The organism is Anabaena azotica FACHB-119 (genome assembly GCF_014697625.1).
In the GTDB taxonomy this organism is placed as follows: domain Bacteria; phylum Cyanobacteriota; class Cyanobacteriia; order Cyanobacteriales; family Nostocaceae; genus Trichormus; species Trichormus azoticus_A.
The window spans coordinates 23,377-41,313 of the sequence record NZ_JACJSG010000050.1 but is presented as its reverse complement, the minus strand read 5'-3'; the positions used below and the strand labels follow the sequence as shown (position 1 = coordinate 41,313).

15 protein-coding genes are annotated in these 17,937 nt (G+C 39.6%); 10 read left to right on the top strand and 5 right to left on the bottom strand.

The features are described 5' to 3' along the window. Positions 1–318: 318 nt before the first annotated feature. The gene (locus H6G83_RS27990) at positions 319–657 is read right to left on the bottom strand and encodes a hypothetical protein (protein ID WP_190478147.1); all 339 of its coding nucleotides are present in this window, start codon (positions 655–657) and stop codon (positions 319–321) included. A 529-nt stretch (positions 658–1,186) separates the two neighbouring features. Between H6G83_RS27990 and glgP the strand changes: the two genes are divergently transcribed. The 3 genes from glgP (at position 1,187) to H6G83_RS27975 (ending at position 6,623) form a co-directional block, all read left to right on the top strand. Next, the gene (gene glgP / locus H6G83_RS27985; RefSeq protein ID WP_190478145.1) at positions 1,187–3,400 is read left to right on the top strand and encodes an alpha-glucan family phosphorylase; all 2,214 of its coding nucleotides are present in this window, start codon (positions 1,187–1,189) and stop codon (positions 3,398–3,400) included. Between the two features lie 218 nt (positions 3,401–3,618). Continuing rightward, complete coding sequence (aroC, locus tag H6G83_RS27980) at positions 3,619–4,707, top strand: chorismate synthase (protein ID WP_190478143.1); 1,089 nt, start codon at positions 3,619–3,621, stop codon at positions 4,705–4,707. A gap of 251 nt (positions 4,708–4,958) precedes the next feature. After that, on the top strand, positions 4,959–6,623 hold the full coding sequence (locus H6G83_RS27975) for a hypothetical protein (RefSeq protein ID WP_313937219.1): 1,665 nt from the start codon (positions 4,959–4,961) through the stop codon (positions 6,621–6,623). Positions 6,624–6,907: 284 nt separating this feature from the next. Here H6G83_RS27975 and H6G83_RS27970 read toward each other — a convergent pair whose 3' ends face one another. Beyond that, a complete protein-coding gene (locus tag H6G83_RS27970; RefSeq protein ID WP_190478141.1) occupies positions 6,908–7,738 on the bottom strand; it encodes an ion transporter in 831 nt (276 codons plus the stop codon). 62 nt (positions 7,739–7,800) lie between these two features. On the opposite strand from H6G83_RS27970, the gene H6G83_RS27965 reads away from it, so the two are divergent. Beyond that, on the top strand, positions 7,801–8,226 hold the full coding sequence (locus tag H6G83_RS27965; protein ID WP_190478163.1) for a nucleoside deaminase: 426 nt from the start codon (positions 7,801–7,803) through the stop codon (positions 8,224–8,226). 75 nt (positions 8,227–8,301) lie between these two features. On the opposite strand, the gene H6G83_RS27960 is transcribed toward H6G83_RS27965, so the two are convergent. After that, positions 8,302–8,964 carry a response regulator gene (locus tag H6G83_RS27960; protein WP_190478139.1) on the bottom strand — a complete coding sequence of 221 codons (663 nt, stop codon included), beginning with the start codon at positions 8,962–8,964 and terminating at the stop codon, positions 8,302–8,304. Beyond that, entirely contained in the window at positions 8,961–10,166 is a 1,206-nt protein-coding gene (locus H6G83_RS27955) for a sensor histidine kinase (protein ID WP_190478137.1), read from the bottom strand. The genes H6G83_RS27960 and H6G83_RS27955 overlap by 4 nt, the downstream gene beginning before the upstream one ends. A gap of 290 nt (positions 10,167–10,456) precedes the next feature. On the opposite strand from H6G83_RS27955, the gene H6G83_RS27950 reads away from it, so the two are divergent. The 3 genes from H6G83_RS27950 to H6G83_RS27940 all read left to right on the top strand — a co-directional run bounded on the left by H6G83_RS27950 (position 10,457) and on the right by H6G83_RS27940 (position 12,454). Beyond that, entirely contained in the window at positions 10,457–10,951 is a 495-nt protein-coding gene (locus tag H6G83_RS27950) for a Spy/CpxP family protein refolding chaperone (RefSeq protein ID WP_190478135.1), read from the top strand. A gap of 318 nt (positions 10,952–11,269) precedes the next feature. After that, on the top strand, positions 11,270–11,512 hold the full coding sequence (gene sipA, locus H6G83_RS27945) for a regulatory protein SipA (RefSeq protein WP_190478133.1): 243 nt from the start codon (positions 11,270–11,272) through the stop codon (positions 11,510–11,512). A 393-nt stretch (positions 11,513–11,905) separates the two neighbouring features. Next, a complete protein-coding gene (locus tag H6G83_RS27940) occupies positions 11,906–12,454 on the top strand; it encodes a peroxiredoxin (protein ID WP_190478161.1) in 549 nt (182 codons plus the stop codon). Between the two features lie 160 nt (positions 12,455–12,614). Here H6G83_RS27940 and H6G83_RS27935 read toward each other — a convergent pair whose 3' ends face one another. Further along, on the bottom strand, positions 12,615–13,832 hold the full coding sequence (locus tag H6G83_RS27935; protein ID WP_190478131.1) for a glycosyltransferase family 4 protein: 1,218 nt from the start codon (positions 13,830–13,832) through the stop codon (positions 12,615–12,617). A 336-nt stretch (positions 13,833–14,168) separates the two neighbouring features. Between H6G83_RS27935 and H6G83_RS27930 the strand changes: the two genes are divergently transcribed. The 3 genes from H6G83_RS27930 to H6G83_RS27920 all read left to right on the top strand — a co-directional run bounded on the left by H6G83_RS27930 (position 14,169) and on the right by H6G83_RS27920 (position 17,873). Further along, complete coding sequence (locus tag H6G83_RS27930; RefSeq protein ID WP_190478129.1) at positions 14,169–15,158, top strand: glycosyltransferase family 2 protein; 990 nt, start codon at positions 14,169–14,171, stop codon at positions 15,156–15,158. Between the two features lie 607 nt (positions 15,159–15,765). Continuing rightward, entirely contained in the window at positions 15,766–16,611 is an 846-nt protein-coding gene (locus tag H6G83_RS27925) for a transcription factor RcaD (RefSeq protein ID WP_190478128.1), read from the top strand. Positions 16,612–16,622: 11 nt separating this feature from the next. Then, positions 16,623–17,873: an ATP-binding protein gene (locus tag H6G83_RS27920; RefSeq protein ID WP_190478126.1), complete on the top strand. Its 1,251-nt coding sequence runs from the start codon at positions 16,623–16,625 to the stop codon at positions 17,871–17,873. Positions 17,874–17,937 lie beyond the last annotated feature (64 nt).

Sequence of the window (17,937 nt, the reverse complement as noted above, 5' to 3'; positions counted from 1 at the left end):
TGTGAGAATTAAAAGCTTACCTTATCAATTACTCTTGGATGATGACAATACCTATCATAATTATTTGTTAATTTTGTATAAAAAAACCGATAGCTTAATATTTTTTGTTAATTTCTGGTTTGTGTAAAATTTTAATTTCTAACTTATGAATAGCGATAATTTTTCATCTATCTTTAGGAAGATTTGCGATAAATTTTATATCGATCAAAAAGAGTTCAATTCGTAATTAACAAGTAAAAAAGCCCTCCGTGAACACTGGGGGCTTTTTGTTACGCCGATCGCTAGATCCTAGTGTGAAGTAAAATTCAGGCTGAGGGACTAGTAGCGATCGCCATTATAACGATAGTCATCATCTCGGTAGCGACGGTCATCATCTCGGTAGCGACGGTCATCATCTCGGTAGCGACGGTCATCATCCCGGTAGCGGCGGTAACTCCGATAGCGGCGGTTACTTCGATAGCGACGGTCATTATCCCGGTAGCGACGGTCAAGGAGAGGAGGAGGTAGTGGGCGGTCTAAATCATACCCGGAAATTCCTGATGGTGGGATAGGTGGGGGTGCAATAGGAGGTTCAGCATGAGCCTTGGGCGTAATAGCCAAGACGGAAACAGATGCGATCGCACCGAGGATCACAACAGAAGTAAGACGCTTAATCATAGAGTCTAGAGTCGTCCTTGGTAATTCATACAGGTTTATTCAATTTACGCAAGACAGATTCCACATTACTTTTAATCAAGTCTATCAATCTTCAGTAGCCAGCAGAGTTGTCTTGAGTGCAGGCAGTTTCCTTGTCTGTCAGTGTGATTTTGCTAATGATGTCTTGGATATTAGTATTATATCGTTATATTAGTTAATGTTTATTTGCAAAAGATAAATAAATTCAAATTGAATCAATTAGATTGATATAAAAAAACATCAAAAATACTCAGGAATAATGGTAATCTCTACAAGACATAGAAATAAACATCATTGATATTGGGTAAGTTTTGATGTCAAGAAAACCCCTCAAATTCAGGTGGTAGTTAATTACTGGAGACTCAACACAAATCAACCTGAAGAGCATGATCTGGGGGGAAATGATGAATGAAAGAGACGTTTACTAATGCTGTGTTGTCGTCTATACAGCAGGTCAATATTCTTCCTATTCCCCAGCCGCAAATCCTTAATTTCCCAAGCGGAGAATTTTATGTATCATAAGAGTGCAAATACAGCAGCGTTACATTTAAGTGCAAAATTACCTTTTTCCCTCAAGCGCCTAGCAGATTTAGCTTATAACTATTGGTGGAGTTGGAGCGGCGATCGCCTAGCATTATTTCAAGCCATTGATCCCCAAGAATGGGAACGCTGCGGACATAACCCAGTAGCGATTTTGGAGTCGGTCAGTTACGAACGCCTCACCCAATTAGCAGAAGACCCCTTTTATCTCAAGCAAATCTCCGCTTTAGCCGAGGAATTTGACCAATACATCAACCAAAAAGATACATGGGTGAGCCGAGTTGCACCACAAGTAACCCATGAAAACCCCATAGCTTATTTTTGTGCAGAATTTGGCATTCATGAATCTCTGCCAATTTACTCTGGTGGCTTGGGGATTTTAGCCGGGGATCACCTAAAATCGTCATCAGATTTGGGTGTCCCGATGGTTGGTGTTGGCTTGCTGTACCGCCAAGGTTATTTTCGTCAGCGCTTAAGCCGTCACGGTTGGCAAGAAGATTACTATATTGATAATCCCTTCCACCGGATGCCCATTGAACTAATTAAAAATGAGCAAGGGGAACCGCTAACAATTCAGTTGGAGATTCGCCAGCGCCAAGTCAAAGTGCAGATATGGCGGGTGCAAGTAGGGCGAGTCAGTTTATATTTACTAGATAGCGATCGCCAAGACAATGATCCCATCGACCGTTGGCTAACCGGACACTTGTATGGCGGTAACATAGAAACCCGCATCGCCCAAGAAGTAGTCTTAGGAATTGGCGGTGTCCGCGCCTTGCAAGCCTTGGGAATCAAACCTTCCGTCTATCACCTCAACGAAGGTCACGCCGCCTTTAGTACCCTAGAAGTTGCCCGTTTAGAAATCGAACGCACAGGTAAATCCTTCTACGACATCGAAGCCACCGTGCGGAATAGTTGCGTATTCACCACCCATACACCCGTTCCCGCCGGACATGATGTCTTCTCCCCCGACTTAATAGACTCCTTCTTCGCCCACTACTGGCCGCAACTGCGCCTCTCCCGCGAACAATTTTTAGCATTAGGTGCAAGACGACTGGGTGATCCTTGGGAACCCTTTGGGATGACAGTATTAGCCCTGCGGATGTCTCGCGCTTGTAACGGTGTGAGTGAATTGCACGGTCAGGTATCCCGCAAGATGTGGACTGTTCTTTATCCCCAAAGGACGGAAGATAAAGTCCCCATCGGCTATATTACCAATGGCGTACACGCCCCCACTTGGACAGCCCCACTATTAGCCGACTTGTACGACCAATACTTGGGTGCAGACTGGCGAACCCGCGCGGTTGACCCGCAAATGTGGGCGAAGGTAGAGGAAATTCCCGATGAGGAACTATGGTCAAGACACCTAATTCTCAAGGAAAGACTAGTTGCCTATACTCGTTATAAAGTCAGGAAGGCCAGGGAACAACGGGGTGAAGACTCCAGATTGATTCAAGCGGCTGATAGTTTACTTGACCCCAAAATCCTGACAATTGGCTTTGCGAGACGCTTCAGCCCCTACAAACGCGGGGATCTAATCTTACGTGATGCACAACGGGCGCTGCGGATTTTTAGCAACGCGGAACGTCCAGTGCAGATAGTATTTGCCGGGAAAGCGCACCCAGCAGATGAGGAAGGTAAGCGGATTATTCAACGCTTGATGGAATGGTGTCATAATTCCGGTATTATCAACCGCGTCGCCTTTATTGAAGACTACGACATTCACACCGGACAGAAACTAGTGCAAGGGGTGGATGTGTGGTTAAATAATCCCCGTCGTCCCCTGGAAGCATCTGGTACAAGTGGGCAGAAAGTCTGCTTTAATGGTGGGATAAATTGCAGTGTGCTTGACGGTTGGTGGTGCGAAGGTTATCAAGCCACGCCAGAAGGTAAAGGGATCAATGGTTGGGCTATTGGGGAAGATGCCAATACTAGCGACCAGGAATTACAAGACCGGATTGATTCGCGATCGCTGTATCAGTTGTTAGAAGAGGAAATTGTACCTCTATACTACGACCAAGATGCACAAGGTATTCCTCACCGTTGGGTGCAAATGATGAAGGCATCGATTAAGACGAATGCGCCGTTATTTAATACGGACAGGATGATTGCAGATTACGTTTCCCAGGTATATGTGCCGGAAATAGCAACTATTGTCCAGCCAATTTTGGCTAAGGTGCTGCTTTGACAGGTGACAGTTGACAGTTATCAGTTATCAGTTATCAGGTTATTTTCACTGTTCACTGTCCACTGATAACTGTCCACTGTCCACTGTCCACTGTCCACTGTCCCCAGTTGTCAATAAATTTTTTCCTCAAAATTACGAAAGAAAATACACAAATAAAAATTAATTTTTACAGAAACTCTAGGTACAATACATAAGCTGCTTCCTTTTTCCTCAACATCATGGGTAACACTTTTGGACATCTGTTTCGCATCACTACTTTTGGTGAATCACACGGTGGAGGTGTGGGGGTTGTGATTGATGGTTGTCCCCCACGGCTGGAAATTTCTGCTGAGGAGATTCAACTGGAGTTAGACAGAAGAAAGCCAGGACAGAGTAAGATAACAACGCCTCGTAAAGAAGCTGACACCTGCGAGATTTTGTCTGGGGTATTTGAAGGTAAAACTCTGGGGACACCAATCTCGATTTTGGTGCGGAATAAAGATACTCGTCCGCAAGATTACGATGAGATGGCGCAAAAGTATCGTCCTTCTCATGCTGATGCCACGTATGATGCTAAATACGGGATTCGTAATTGGCAGGGTGGGGGCAGATCCTCGGCGCGTGAGACAATTGGCAGAGTAGCCGCAGGTGCGATCGCTAAAAAAATTCTCCGTCAAGTTGCTAATGTAGAAGTTATTGGTTACGTCAAACGCATCAAAGATTTAGAAGGTGTTGTTGATCCCAATACCGTCACCCTAGAACAAGTGGAAAGCAACATCGTGCGCTGTCCCGATGGGGAATTGGCAGAACGCATGATTGATTTAATTGAACAAACTGGCAGACAAGGTGATTCTATTGGCGGTGTGGTAGAATGCGTAGCGCGGAACGTACCTAAAGGTTTAGGTGAGCCAGTATTCGATAAATTAGAAGCAGATATTGCCAAAGCTGTCATGTCTCTCCCTGCAAGCAAAGGCTTTGAAATTGGTTCAGGTTTTGCTGGGACTTTGTTAACAGGATTTGAGCATAACGACGAGTATTATATTGATGAAAACGGAGAAATTCGCACAGTCACCAACCGTTCTGGGGGAATTCAAGGTGGTATTTCCAACGGCGAAAATATCATTTTGCGAGTAGCTTTTAAACCAACAGCCACAATTAGAAAAGAACAAAAAACCGTCAACCGTGAAGGTGAAGAAACCTTACTCGCCGCCAAAGGTAGACATGATCCCTGTGTTTTGCCTCGTGCAGTTCCAATGGTAGAAGCAATGGTAGCTTTGGTACTTTGCGACCACTTACTACGCCATCACGGTCAATGTAAGGTGCTGTAGGAATCGGATTTAATTAGAAAAAATAGTTTTCTTCCGGGGTGGGTGTTTAACTCACCCTTTTTTTGGGTAGATTAATTGTAGTAAAGAACACTTATATAAGTCTGCCAGTACTTACACTTAATATGAAGCCAGAATCTCAAAACCGCTTACAACACTTTGCCGACCTCAAGTCCAAATATCAAGCCAGTGAATATCAAGATTCATCATCTCATAGTCTACTATATTGCCTACTACGAAAAGTTGAATTAGGTATGAAATTAACGGATTTAGAATCTAATTGGTTGAGAGAGTCTAAGTTAGACAATACTTTAAAAATCATCCAGGAACAACAGCAACATAAACAGCAAGAACTTATCAATATAGGAGTAGAATTTTCTCAGTTAAAATCTAAATACAAAGCTAAAAACTCTCATCACCCTTGGCAATCTAGTAATTTGTATTACATCCTGCTAAAATTGGATTGTGGAAATTTGCTGACTGATTCAGAAAGTCTATGGTTGAAAGCAAATGGTTTACATGAAACAGATATAATTGCCCAAGAAATCAAACAATTTACCCAGCTTAAACATAAATACAAAGTTCATCAATATCAAAACTCCCATCCTGATGACACATTATATAAAATACTGAAAAAATTAGATGTAAATGAACGGTTAAATCATTCTGAGTATAATTGGTTGTTAAATAACCCACTTTTGCAGACATCAGAAATATTTAAACAACAAGAGTCAGCAAGACTAGCTGAATTTACTGCCCTCAAAATTAAATATCATATCACCAAATACCAAGATGAATCTATATCCGATACATTATATAAAATTCTCCTCAAAATCGATGCTGAATTAAAGTTAATTGATGAAGAAATGAACTGGCTAAAACAGCAAGGCTTTATCGAAACAATTAATATTCTTCAAGAACTGGAACAAGCACAAGAATTTGCCATACTCAAAGTTAAATATAAAGCAGAAAAATATGCTGATTCATCTCCAAAAAGCCATCTATATAAAGTTCTGAAAATACTTGAAGCAGGAAATCAGCTAGGTGAGCAGGATATTAACTTCTTAAAAAAACGCCAGCTAACTAAAACTATAGAAATTGCCAATCAGCAATATATTTACCTGCTCAAATCAAAAATAAATTTAGGGCAATTGTTTAATGATGCAGAAATTGCATGGTTAAATAAGAATGGGCATGAAGATATAATTAATATAGCTCAAAGAAAACACTTTGTCACCTTAAAAAAGAAATATAGATTAGTAGATCCTTCGCTGCCAATTGAGCCATTTTATGAAATCATGCTAAAAATAGAAAAAGGAGAAAGACTAGACCCTGTATTAGTTATTCGACTAATAGAAGAGGAGATGTTATTTTATGCGGGAGAAATAGTTCTTGCACATTATAAACTAGAAGCAGAGTTTTATGAAAAAGAATGGCAACGCACTGGAAATAAATGGCATATTCCCACAGCCAGTAGCTATTGGCGTAAAGCAAATCAACCAGAACAGTCTTTAAAAATTACTAGTTTGAATTTAGAAAAAATAAAAGAAAGTAAACTTAAATCAGCCATTTTAGTTACTAGAGGTGGTGCATTTAGAGATTTGATGAAATTAAATGATGCTGAAAATTGTGCTAAAAAAGCTATGGAATATCAGCCAGAGAGTTATCAACCCTATACTTTAATGGGAGCCATTGATTATAACCGTGGTAATTATGAAAAAGGTGATTATTGGTTTGAGCAAGCAAGACAACGTGGGGCTAAAACTGAAGATATAGATAATGAGATAAAACGAGTCATCCGCAGTACAAAAGATGAGGAAAAACGACATGAGGCGGCAGAATATTTATTCCGTAAAGATGCAAACCGATATTGTTGGGCTAAAGTTTATCTCAAGAAAGTCCCAGATAACGTTAGATAAACTGGGCTGCATTATTAGTAGTTAGTAGGGTGCGTCAGTATGAGGATTTTCTTGGTATAGCCAGAGTCTCTCGTAAGTAGCGCACCCTACATTCTGATAACTAAAATGTGCAATCAATTTGAAAAAAATTGAACGCAGATAAACGCAGATAAACGCAGATGGGCAAGATGAGGATTTTTCGCTAATGTACAAGTTAGTAGGGTGCGTCAGTATGAGGATTTTCTTGTTACAGCCAGGGTTTCTCGTAAGTAGCGCACCCTACATTCTGATAACTGATAACTGATTTAAACCTGTTCCCTGTCCCCTGTCCCCTGTCCCCTACTATAATTAACTCTTTTAGTAGGTAACTTATTTCCGCAACGTTTACAAAAATCTGCATCCTGATCATGGAATTTTAAACCACAACTCAAGCAAGCCGTTTCTATCTGATTTGTAGTTTTTACTAGACGCTTAATTAAATCCCCTACTTGCCAAGGAATTAAGGCTACACCTGTCAAAATCATCAACACAGTTAATAATCTACCTAACTCGGAAATGGGAGTTACATCACCAAATCCGACAGTTGTCATAGTAACTATGGAGAAATAAAAAGCATCTAAAAAAGTGCCATAAGCTTGTGAGTTTACCGGATGCTCTACTTGATATATTAACCCAGAATAAACAAAGATGATGGTAAATAAAGTAAACAGTATGCGAATGAAAATTACCCCATCTTCAGAACTGATACTGCCGAATAAAAACTTACTATCAATAAATCTAATTAATCGTAAAATTCTAAACCAACGTAATATGAGAATAAAACTGATATTTACCCAACCTATGAAGAAAGGCAAAATCGCCATTAAGTCAATAATTGAATAAAAGTTAAATATATATTGCAGCTTATTTTCTGAACTCCAAAGCCGCAGGGCATATTCTACTGCAAAAATTATTAATATAACTGTGTCTATTGTATCTAACTGTAAGCGGATAGAGTCAGGTATATTGTATGTTTGTGCTACGAAAATACCTGACGATAATAAAATTAAGGCAGCAATTATCAAATTAATTGCTTTACCCAATGGCGTTTCTAGGTCTGTTAAGTAAAATTCAGTTTTCTTTCTACTTAGTAACATATTTCGCTGTAATAAGTTAAATATGGTATTTTTACTGAGTGTTGCTGAATTACCAAGCTACTATGAATCCAGAATATTTCATGAGCCTAGCATTAGAAGAGGCAAAGAAAGGAGATGCTCCATATGGTGCAGTAATTGTCAAAGATAATCAAGTCGTTGCAACCGCACATAATACTGTCGGTCGGGATAGTGATCCTTCTGCTCATGCAGAAATTAATGTGATTCGGCGTTTAACTGCTCAAATCAAAAGCTTTTCGTTAGAAGGTTATACCATATATACGACTGGTGAACCTTGTCCTATGTGTGCAGCAGCTTGTGTGTGGACAGGAATTGCAGAGATTGTATACGGTGCTTCAATCGAAGATTTGATACAAGCTAATCAAGGACAGATTCAAATATCTTGTGAAGAAATAATTGCGAAATCTTTTAGAAATATCAAAGTGACAAAGGGTGTTTTGAGACGGGAGTGTTTGGATTTGTTTCAGTAACTTATAGTAATAGCTAAATTATCAGGTGGCAAATGTCAAAAATCATTGGTTTAGATGGAATGACTGTATTACTAACTATTCATCGGGTTCATTGAAATAATCTAAATAGGTATTGGCAATAATGGCGGCTTGAGTGCGATCGCGCAAACTCAGCCGATTTAAAATATTAGTCACATGATTTTTCACAGTCCCCTCAGAAATATACAATTGCTGGGCAATTTCTCGGTTACTCGCACCGATAGCAATTAATCTTAAAACTTCTTTTTCTCTGGGGGTGAGTTCAGTTAAATTAGGAGGCGCGGGTGGTGTGTGGTTTGGTGTAGCCTGAAACTGCGTTAAAAGTTTCTTGACTATCCCTGGGCCTAGTTGAGTATACCCCTTATAAACTGCACGAATCGCCACAGCTAATTCTTCTGATGGTGTATCTTTGAGTAAATAACCCATTGCCCCATTTTGAATAGCAGCTTTGACATATTCATCATCATCAAAAGTTGTCAGCACCAAAATCTTCACGCTAGGGAAATTTTGTTGAATGTGTTGTGTAGCTGCAACTCCATCCATAATTGGCATTCTAATATCCATTAAGACTACATCTGGATGAAATTGAGAAATCAAATCGATGGCGACTTTACCATTTTCTGCTTCACCGACGATTTCCAAATCCGGCTCTAGCTCTAATAATGCCTTTAATCCTTGACGGATCAATTGCTGATCGTCTACCAACAAAACTTTAATCATGCCAATTTACTTAAGGGAATATCAACGGTAATTTGACAACCGCCACCAATGGCGCTGTTGATTGTGAATTGACCTCCTAAAGCTAGGGTGCGATCGCGCATACTTTGCAATCCAAAACCTGTAGTATTTTGGTGGATATCAAACCCTCTTCCATTATCCTGAATTATCAGCAATAAACTACCTCTACTTAAAGAAATTTCTAAATTAACTCTTGTAGCTTTAGCGTGCTTAGATATATTTGTTAACGATTCCTGTATAATTCGATAGATTGCTGTATTTACTTCCATAGGTAATTGACAGTCAACATTCAAGAAACAAGTTAAGACAATTCCCGTATTGCCTTGAAACTCTTGTGCCAAAATCCCAATTCCCTGTTCTAAAGACTTCCCTTGCAATGGATGAGAACGCATGGTGGAAACAGAATTGCGGACATCTTGCAAAGCTTTAGAACCAAGCTCTTTGGCTCTAGCTAAAAAATATTGGGCTTTATCTGGATTAGATTGTGACAATTTTAATGCAGTTTCTAATTGTAAATTCAAAGCAGTGAGGGAATGCCCTAAAGAGTCATGAATTTCCCGTGCAATGCGATTACGTTCTTCTAAGGTTGCTTGATTTTCAATACGTAGAGCATATAAACGCAGTTTCTCATTAGCAACAGCTAACTCCTCTCGACTTTTCCTCTCCGATAATAAACTATTCATTAATAGTAATACAAAAATTAAGCTGAGTCCAAATACTAAGGTCAAGCTCCAAGTAAAAAAGCGGAAACGCTCTTGTGCTTGTACTGGTAACGGAGGGCGGGGTAATCTATTAACTAATGTAAATAAAAATAAACTGAACGAGAAAAAGGTGACAATTAAACGTCCGGGTAACGGAAAAATTAAACAACTCCGAGTCACCAAAATAATGTAGAGGAAGGGAAATAATCTAGCTGCTCTACCTTCAAATAACCCACTTATAAAGATTAAAAATATTTCACAAGCTGTATAAACTACTTTACTGACGTTGTTACTTGTGGGTAATCGTAATCCCATTAAACCGAAAATTGTTAAGCTTAATATTGTTAGTTCGGGGAACCTACTAGAAAACTTTGGCGAAGGATATGGCAAAACCGATGTGAAAATAGATATTGCTAGCAATATCCATTCTAAATAGAGTAAGAAGCGGAAAGGATGATTGTGTATTTTAATGTGTTGTGCCATATTTAATAATTGAAAATCTCATAATTAATCAGTGGTTAGTGGTTGTTTGCCAGTTATTTTTGATGAAAGTTTATTACCCCATCCTCTGGTGGTTAGTTTGCCAACATATGCCACTGACAACACCCAGTTTTCTATATTTACTTTATTTGGTACACAATCACCAGTCACTTGAATCAGGGTGGAAGTATGACTTTAGTCATGGGTGTATTCATGACTTTCTCCTCATGTGAACAGTTAAGCAAAATACCTAAGATGGTGACATTCCAGAGGAAAAAGAACCAAGGTAATCAATGCAACTCAAGCCGTTATCTCTATTAGTTGGAGCGCTGGCTCTCACCGTAAGCGCAACTCCCTTTGCTGTCCATGCACAAACAAATTCTGCTTCTGCACAAGTAGTTGCACAAGCTGGAAAGAAAGGCCCTTGGGAAAGTTTGGGACTAAGCAACGAACAGAAGACCAGAATACAACAAATTATGAGTAACAGCCGCACTCAGGTTGAAGCGGTTTTCACCCCAGAACAAAAGGCTAAGTTACAAGCAGCACGTCAAGCACGTCAAGCGCAGCGTCAGCAAAACCAGCTTCCACAAGCTGATGAAGGCCGCAAAATCATGGCTGACTTGAATTTGACTGACTCTCAAAAGACTAGAATTCGGTCAATTCGTGAATCAACAAAACAGCAAATTGAAGCAATTTTAACTCCTCAACAGCGCACAAAATTACAAGAACTAGAGGCAAATGCTCGTCAGCGTTGGCAGCAAAGACGCAATAATCAAGGTACACCTTAAAGCCAATGATGCAACCTCTGATTCATGGATAACCAGAATTGCTTTGATCTTGATCTTTAGCTAACAAATATTTTTGGCGATCGCCTGTGGCGGCGCAAAGCTCATCGCTCACAGTTAACAAACTTCTTGCAGAAGATGAGGAAAGGGGAAAAGTTCTACCCCTTTCTTTTACCTAAATTAGGGATTGGGGATTGGGAAGAATGTTTTAATGCCCTTTCCCTTTCCCCTTTCTGTGGACTCAGCAGTGAATTATTTATTTCAGGCTTCAGAATCCCGGTATCTTGGAGATACTGGGATTTTCGTTTCTTACGATTCATTATGTCTGAAGAATTTACCATTGGTAGTAAAGTCCGTGTTGTGGCGTTACCGCCCTACGTCAAAACAGCAGATCCTATGCCCATGTTACGCCCCCCTGATGTGATTCAACTGGGCGAAGAAGGAATAGTTCTTGACCGTCGCCCCGGCGGATATTGGGGTGTACGCTTTGCTAGAGGTGCATTTCTCATGGATAGCCAATATATTCAAAGCGTGAATCAGCCAGCAGAAAATCCTGATGGTTAGGGTGTAAGCAGGGTGGTTTCATACAGAAAAAGAAAAATTTATAAGTTCTGATTTCTGGTGTTGTAGCAGAGATTTTGACCCCTCTCCAAACCTCTCACGCCAGTTTGCTCAAGTCGGGAAACCCGCCCACGCAACTGGCTCCCCCACGGGGGGAGAGGCTTTGAAACAGATAAGTTTTTTTCTCTGATTGTATGAAACCACCTTGCTTCCCTAGAAGGGAAGGGGGAGAAATTAAAGCCTCTCTCCTTGCAGGGGAGAGGTTTGGAGAGGGGTTTTCCAGATCCGGTGAAAAGTCAGAAACACCTATACCCTTAATTTTTTTATTGTTAGTCTTGATATCTGTTGTAGCTAAGAATTGTAAACTTGTGTAAAGTTACTATTTTTGCTTACATGATGATTTCCCGCCGTAAATTCCTACACATCTTGCTTGTCAGCTGTTTTGCTGTCATGAGTTGGTTAAATTTTGCCCCTACTGCTCATGCACTTGGGGGCAAACTTCCTGCTATAAATCAACCTGCACCCGATTTTACATTGCCAACCAATACAGGCGATGGTCAGCTTTCTCTGTCTGATTTGCGTGGTAAGTGGGTAGTTCTTTATTTCTATCCCAAGGACTTTACAGAAGGTTGCACAATTGAAGCCCGTCGTTTTCAGCAAGATTTACCCAAGTATCTAGAAAAAAATGCTCAGATTATCGGTGTCAGTGCTGATGATATCGATTCTCACGCCGAGTTTTGTGATTCTGAGGGGCTAAAATTCCCTTTGCTGGCTGATACTACTGGCGCGGTGAGTAAGGCTTATGGTTCTTGGATCGGTTTTGTATCTATGCGTCATAGTTTCATCATCGACCCTCAAGGCATTCTCCGCGACACTTTTGTTAAAGTTAATCCATCTGTTCACAGTGCAGAAGTTTTAGCGCGGCTTGAGAAGTTGCAGTCGTAGGGGGTGGGGAAAGGGGAAAGGGGAAGGGGGAAAGGGGAAAGGCTACTAATGTGCTTCCTCATCCCCCTCATCTCCCTCATCTCCCTATTCCCCTCCTGGGAGGGGTTAGGGGTGGGTTACTCCCTCATCTCCCTCATCCCCCTCATCTCCCTCATCTCCCTCATCTCCCCCTAGCGCCTAGACAAACTTGCTCATAACGCTTACCTGCTATCTCCCAGGTGAACTCGGTTTCTACTAGTTGTCTGCCATTTTGGGATAATTGCGATCGCATCTGGGGATTCTCGAATAGTTGGGTAATGGCGTTGACATATTCTGCTGGTTGGTTCGCCCTCAATGCTGCTAAAGGTGTATCGACGGCTAGTCCTTCTAAACCGCGATCGCTAGCTACTACTGGTACACCTGCGGCCATTGCTTCTAAGGTTTTGTTTTTAATGCCAAAGCCTGTACGCATAGGAACAACACAGACAGTTGCTTTATGTAAATAATCTACCATAGAAGGGACACGCCCAGTAACAGTAATTCCTGGTTGATTTTGCAGTGCTAAAACTTCCGGTGTAGGACTAGAACCAACAATATCAAAAGTAGTATCTGGATAATATTTTTGCAGTTCAGGTAATACTTGATTAGTAAAAAAGCACACAGCGTCAATATTTGCTAAATTATCCATTGCCCCAACAAAAACTATTTTATGCCCTTGTGGATCAGTGGAACGCTCAGGAAAAATTCCTAAATCAACACCATTAGGAATAATTGCCATCTCGGTTTTTGGAGAGAATTGTTGTAATTGCTTTTTATCTTCTTCTGTAGTGACTACTATTGTAGAAAACTTAGAGCAATACTTTTGTTCATAGCGACGTAAAAGAGGTAAATTAATTTTATCTCTCAAGACATTATCCGAAACACCTGTTGTTAATTGATTCAGGCAAGAACCATAAACTGAACTATGAACATTAACTATGGTTTTGAGATGTTTCTGGAAATGGGGACGTACATAAATTTCATTGACGCTATGTTCACAAGTAATTACATCATATTTGCGCTTCTCTACAGCTTGATCAACCCACTCTTGTATCTCGGTTGAGTAACGGTTGACTACGCTTGGTGGTGTTCCTTGTCGTAAAAATTGACTAAATCGCTGTATTTTTTTGATTAATCCTACATTTGTACCAGCATCTGGCGGACGTTCAAACAAGACTAAATTATCTACACAATCCTTTAAGCCAGCAATTTCTGCGTCTGTGACATGGCGATCGCGTTGAGTTAGCAAGGTAACGGAATGATTGTTTTGCAGATGCTTGAGTAAATGAAATGTCCTAACTTGCGTTCCTCCCCTTGTAGGTGGATAGGGAAAGGTTGCAGAAAGCATTAATACATTCATAATTCTTTAAATCACATAATTATATCTATACGATGACCTAATTGCCGAGGAGATGCCATCAGATTTTTCGGGCTTTTTGCCGCAAAATTTACTGTAAGTTCATGATGACCCCCTTATTTTTACCTACAAACATAAGGCAATATATATTTATCGTCAGTAACTTGATCAGTGAAGTAGAATTTAGCAAGACAAAATTAGTCAATATTCGCTCCTTTGTCAAGGATGCTGTACTTGACAAGTTTCGTCTTCAATCACCTGAAGATTAGTCTTAGCCGAGATATCTCCTATAAGGCATTTTCTTTTATGTGTAATTTATAACATTTGAGATAAAAAATTGTGGTTAAAGTTACTGTCTGTATACCTACCTATAATCGCGCAAATTTGTTACCTTACGCAGTCAATAGCGTATTAGCCCAAACTTATGCAGATTTTGAATTAATTATCTGTGATGATGGTTCTACTGATAATACTCCTCAAATTGTCGGTCAGTGGAATGATTCAAGAATTCGTTATATCAAACAACCTGTAAACGGTGGTCGTAGCCGTAATATGCGTTCTGGTTTTGAAGCGGCTCGTGGAACTTACTTCATCAAATTTGATGATGATGATGCCTTGAGTGCCGAATTTCTGGAAAAAACAGTGGCTGTGTTAGATGCAGACTCTAGCATAGATTTTGTTTGCACAAACCACTGGATTATTAATCAAAATCATGAAAGGGTGGAATCAGCAACAATTGAAAATTCTCGCAAGTGGGGGAAAGATAAACTCCAACGCGGTGTAATTCCTAACTTGATGCGGGAAACTTTTTTAAATCAAAGCTTACAAGTAGGCTCAACTCTATTTCGTCGAGCTTGTTTACAAGAAGTTGATTTTATGAGTCCACAAGCTGACGGCTGTGAGGATTTTGACTTACTAGTAAGGTTAGCGATCGCAGGTAAACAAGGATATTTTCTCCCAGAGTTTCTCATGGAATATCGTTTTCATGGGGGACAAACAAGTTTGAAACAAAACTTGCACTTTCTATCTGCCAAAGTTTTTTGTATTAGCAGTTATAAATTCCCTGATGAGGAGTTAGAAAAACTGCGATTACAAAAATTAGCAGGTACGCAGCGTGCTTTAGGTTTAAGGCTGATTGAAAAAGGAGATGCTGTGGAGGGAAGAAAACTCTTGCTGCAATCAACTCAAGTATTAGGGAAAGGGCGTAAACTTATGTTAGGATTACTTTTATCTTACTTACCCATCTATCTGCGAAAATTCGCTTTACAAGTTTTTCGGCAACTGCGTCCTAAAGATTACACTGAGCAAGTGCGGGAAACATCTGGTTAATTTTTTTAATTTTCTAGTCATCAATTACAGGAGTTGGCGAGTAAGTGAGGTACGAAAGATCAGATTTCAACTCACGTATCAAGATTGTGTAAATCTTGCCTCCGGCTTCAAAGTTTGTAGCCTTGTCCTTCAGGCAAAAGAAAACTGCTGTATTTGTAGTAAATCACTCCAACGATAAATCTATGGATGAAGTTGAAGCAGTCGAACTAGGAAGTAATGCAAATAGGACTTACGCAACTGGCAGATTTTTTCTGTAGGGTGTGTGACGCTGCGATAATATTTGAACGTAGTCATGAGACTTGTAACGTCACGCACCAACCACCAATTGTGACACTTGCGTAAGTCCTGAGTTAGTTTGATTATGACACTTGCGTAAGTCCTAATTATAAGAATTATAGAGAATTAGATAAACTTAGTTTTTGTGATTGAATAACTATAAATTGCTTTTTTTAGCAAAAAACTGCGGAATTTATTCAGTCTGTCAAGTGCGATCGCTCACTTTGTTATAGCGATTGAGCAAAAACAGAGATACTATATAAAAATGTGTGTCATTTATTGCCATTTGAGTTAAAGTAGTCGTGGCGTAGATGCTGTATAAATTACCAGTATGGATACAAATGAATTAAAGTTCCTCTTAAAGTTATTAGGATTTCCCAATTACCGAGCAGGACTCAGTGCCTTTAGTAGTTTTAAAGGTAGAGATAAAGTTTGTCGAGAATTAGGCGATCGCGAACTGGTAGACTATTCGCGGGAGATTGCCACAGTCAAGATTTTACCAGCAGGTCAAGCGTTACTTGAACTCGAACCCGGTCAGTTACCCATCACCGACAAAGAAATTAAGGTATTAGAGAAAATCAGTAAATCTACTGGCAAAATTGAACCCAGCAAAATCACCTCGCTAAAAGCTGCTGAACGAGACACGATATTAAAAACCCTGAGTGAACGGGGATTAATTAATGTAGAAGAAAAACTTCAAAGGAATAAAGCTGAGGTGTGGCTAACTGAAAGAGGAATCGAGTTTTTGCGAGATGACTACAACCCAGTAGGTAAAGCAAACATTAGCTTAGATTTGCTGAACAATTATCTGCGATTTTTACGTAAGACTTTGCGAATTAAGTCAGAGCCAGTATCCCCAATACCACTTATTAATGTTGAATCATCTGTTGAAAAAATGGACAATATCACAGATGAAGAAATTTTACAGATTATTGAAAAATTAGATAAGGAATTGGGTACAGACAATTACTTACCAATTTTTCACCTACGGCAAAAGTTACAACCGCCATTATCACGCGATGAATTAGACCAAGCACTGAATCGCTTGTACAAAAATGATTTCATCGAACTGAGAACACTTGTACACGCTCAAGATTATACCGAAGAGCAAGTGAACGCGGGAATTGTTCAGCGTTCAGGAAGTCCACTATTTTTTATTAAACTTATCAAGAATTAAAGAGCAATTCTATGGCATCTATCGATGAGATTATTCTCAGGAGTATCAACCCCTTTGATAATTTTCGCTCCGTCAATTTTTGGCACAAACAACAACAGCCAGAACCAACTGTTGATTCTATTCATCAAGAGGCGATTAAAACAATTGAATTAACACTTGATCAAGTTGCTCAAGACCATTGTACACGTACTGTAATACTTGATGGAGATGGTGGTTCCGGCAAGACTTATCTGTTGGGTAGGCTCAAAAACCAGTTAAATCATAAGGCATTTTTTGTTTATATTCCTCCATTTCCTCAGATTGATAGTATTTGGCGGCATATTTTACGCTATACAGTTGATAGTTTAGTACAAATACCCAAGGGACAAAAAGATTCTCAACTTTTACTCTGGTTAGAAAATGCTTTATCCTCCATCAAACAACGCAGTGTTAAGGAACGCATTTTCAAGGATGATGTATTTGATTTATTGAGAAGCGATCGCAGCAAGTTTATTAATAAACTGAAAAATATATACACGCAAGCGGGTATCTATAATGCAGAGAATTTTTTTGGAGTGCTACATGATTTAACTAATTCTGAACTGTATTCTTTAGCTTGTGAATGGTTACGCGGTGATGATTTAAGTGAAGAGTCCTTGCAACAATTAAAGCTTAAAAAATCAATTGAGACAGAAGAAGCAGCTAGAGAAGTATTAGCAAACTTTAGTAGAATTGCTGGTGATACACAACCAATTGTGCTTTGCTTTGATCAGTTAAATAATATCGCTCGTCTTCCAGATGGTTCGCTAGCTCTGCAAAAAATATTTGATGTCAATACCAAAATTCACGATGAGGATAAAAACTTTCTCATTATTATCAGTATCAACACAGATATATGGTTCAAGCAAGCGAAACAAATGGATTTGACTGATAAAGCTAGAATAGAAAGACAAGTTTCTCTCAGACCAATCAATTTAGAACAAGCAGAATTACTACTAGCATCTCGTCTTTACTTTCTTCATAGTCAAGCTAGTTCTCAACAAAAATCGGCGATTTATCCTTTAAAACGCAAATATATAGAAGAAGAATTTACATCGGGAAAAACTGACCCAAGAAATGCAATTCTTCTTGGCAGGGATATATTTCAATCATACAAGGAATGGTTGGTTAACAGTAATGGACAAGCAGAATTTAAATATGACAATAACAAATCTGGTGGAGGAGAAGAAGAACATTTAAAGCTATTAGCTTCATTTAAATTAAAATGGCAAGATGAATTTTAGGACTTACGCATTGACAGAGAAGCCAAAATAACAGGTATAGTTTTCAAGGCTTAGAGCTAAATTC

Excerpts from the sequence above, each read along its gene's own strand:
- H6G83_RS27975 (WP_313937219.1), top strand. The coding sequence starts at position 4,959 with ATGAAATTAACGGATTTAGAATCTAATTGGTTGAGAGAGTCTAAGTTA.
- H6G83_RS27950 (WP_190478135.1), top strand. The coding sequence starts at position 10,457 with ATGCAACTCAAGCCGTTATCTCTATTAGTTGGAGCGCTGGCTCTCACC.
- H6G83_RS27960 (WP_190478139.1), bottom strand. The coding sequence starts at position 8,964 with ATGATTAAAGTTTTGTTGGTAGACGATCAGCAATTGATCCGTCAAGGA.
- H6G83_RS27990 (WP_190478147.1), bottom strand. The coding sequence starts at position 657 with ATGATTAAGCGTCTTACTTCTGTTGTGATCCTCGGTGCGATCGCATCT.
- H6G83_RS27965 (WP_190478163.1), top strand. The coding sequence starts at position 7,801 with ATGAATCCAGAATATTTCATGAGCCTAGCATTAGAAGAGGCAAAGAAA.
- aroC (WP_190478143.1), top strand. The coding sequence starts at position 3,619 with ATGGGTAACACTTTTGGACATCTGTTTCGCATCACTACTTTTGGTGAA.
- H6G83_RS27920 (WP_190478126.1), top strand. The coding sequence starts at position 16,623 with ATGGCATCTATCGATGAGATTATTCTCAGGAGTATCAACCCCTTTGAT.
- sipA (WP_190478133.1), top strand. The coding sequence starts at position 11,270 with ATGTCTGAAGAATTTACCATTGGTAGTAAAGTCCGTGTTGTGGCGTTA.
- H6G83_RS27955 (WP_190478137.1), bottom strand. The coding sequence starts at position 10,166 with ATGGCACAACACATTAAAATACACAATCATCCTTTCCGCTTCTTACTC.
- H6G83_RS27940 (WP_190478161.1), top strand. The coding sequence starts at position 11,906 with ATGATTTCCCGCCGTAAATTCCTACACATCTTGCTTGTCAGCTGTTTT.
- H6G83_RS27925 (WP_190478128.1), top strand. The coding sequence starts at position 15,766 with ATGGATACAAATGAATTAAAGTTCCTCTTAAAGTTATTAGGATTTCCC.
- H6G83_RS27935 (WP_190478131.1), bottom strand. The coding sequence starts at position 13,832 with ATGAATGTATTAATGCTTTCTGCAACCTTTCCCTATCCACCTACAAGG.
- glgP (WP_190478145.1), top strand. The coding sequence starts at position 1,187 with ATGTATCATAAGAGTGCAAATACAGCAGCGTTACATTTAAGTGCAAAA.
- H6G83_RS27970 (WP_190478141.1), bottom strand. The coding sequence starts at position 7,738 with ATGTTACTAAGTAGAAAGAAAACTGAATTTTACTTAACAGACCTAGAA.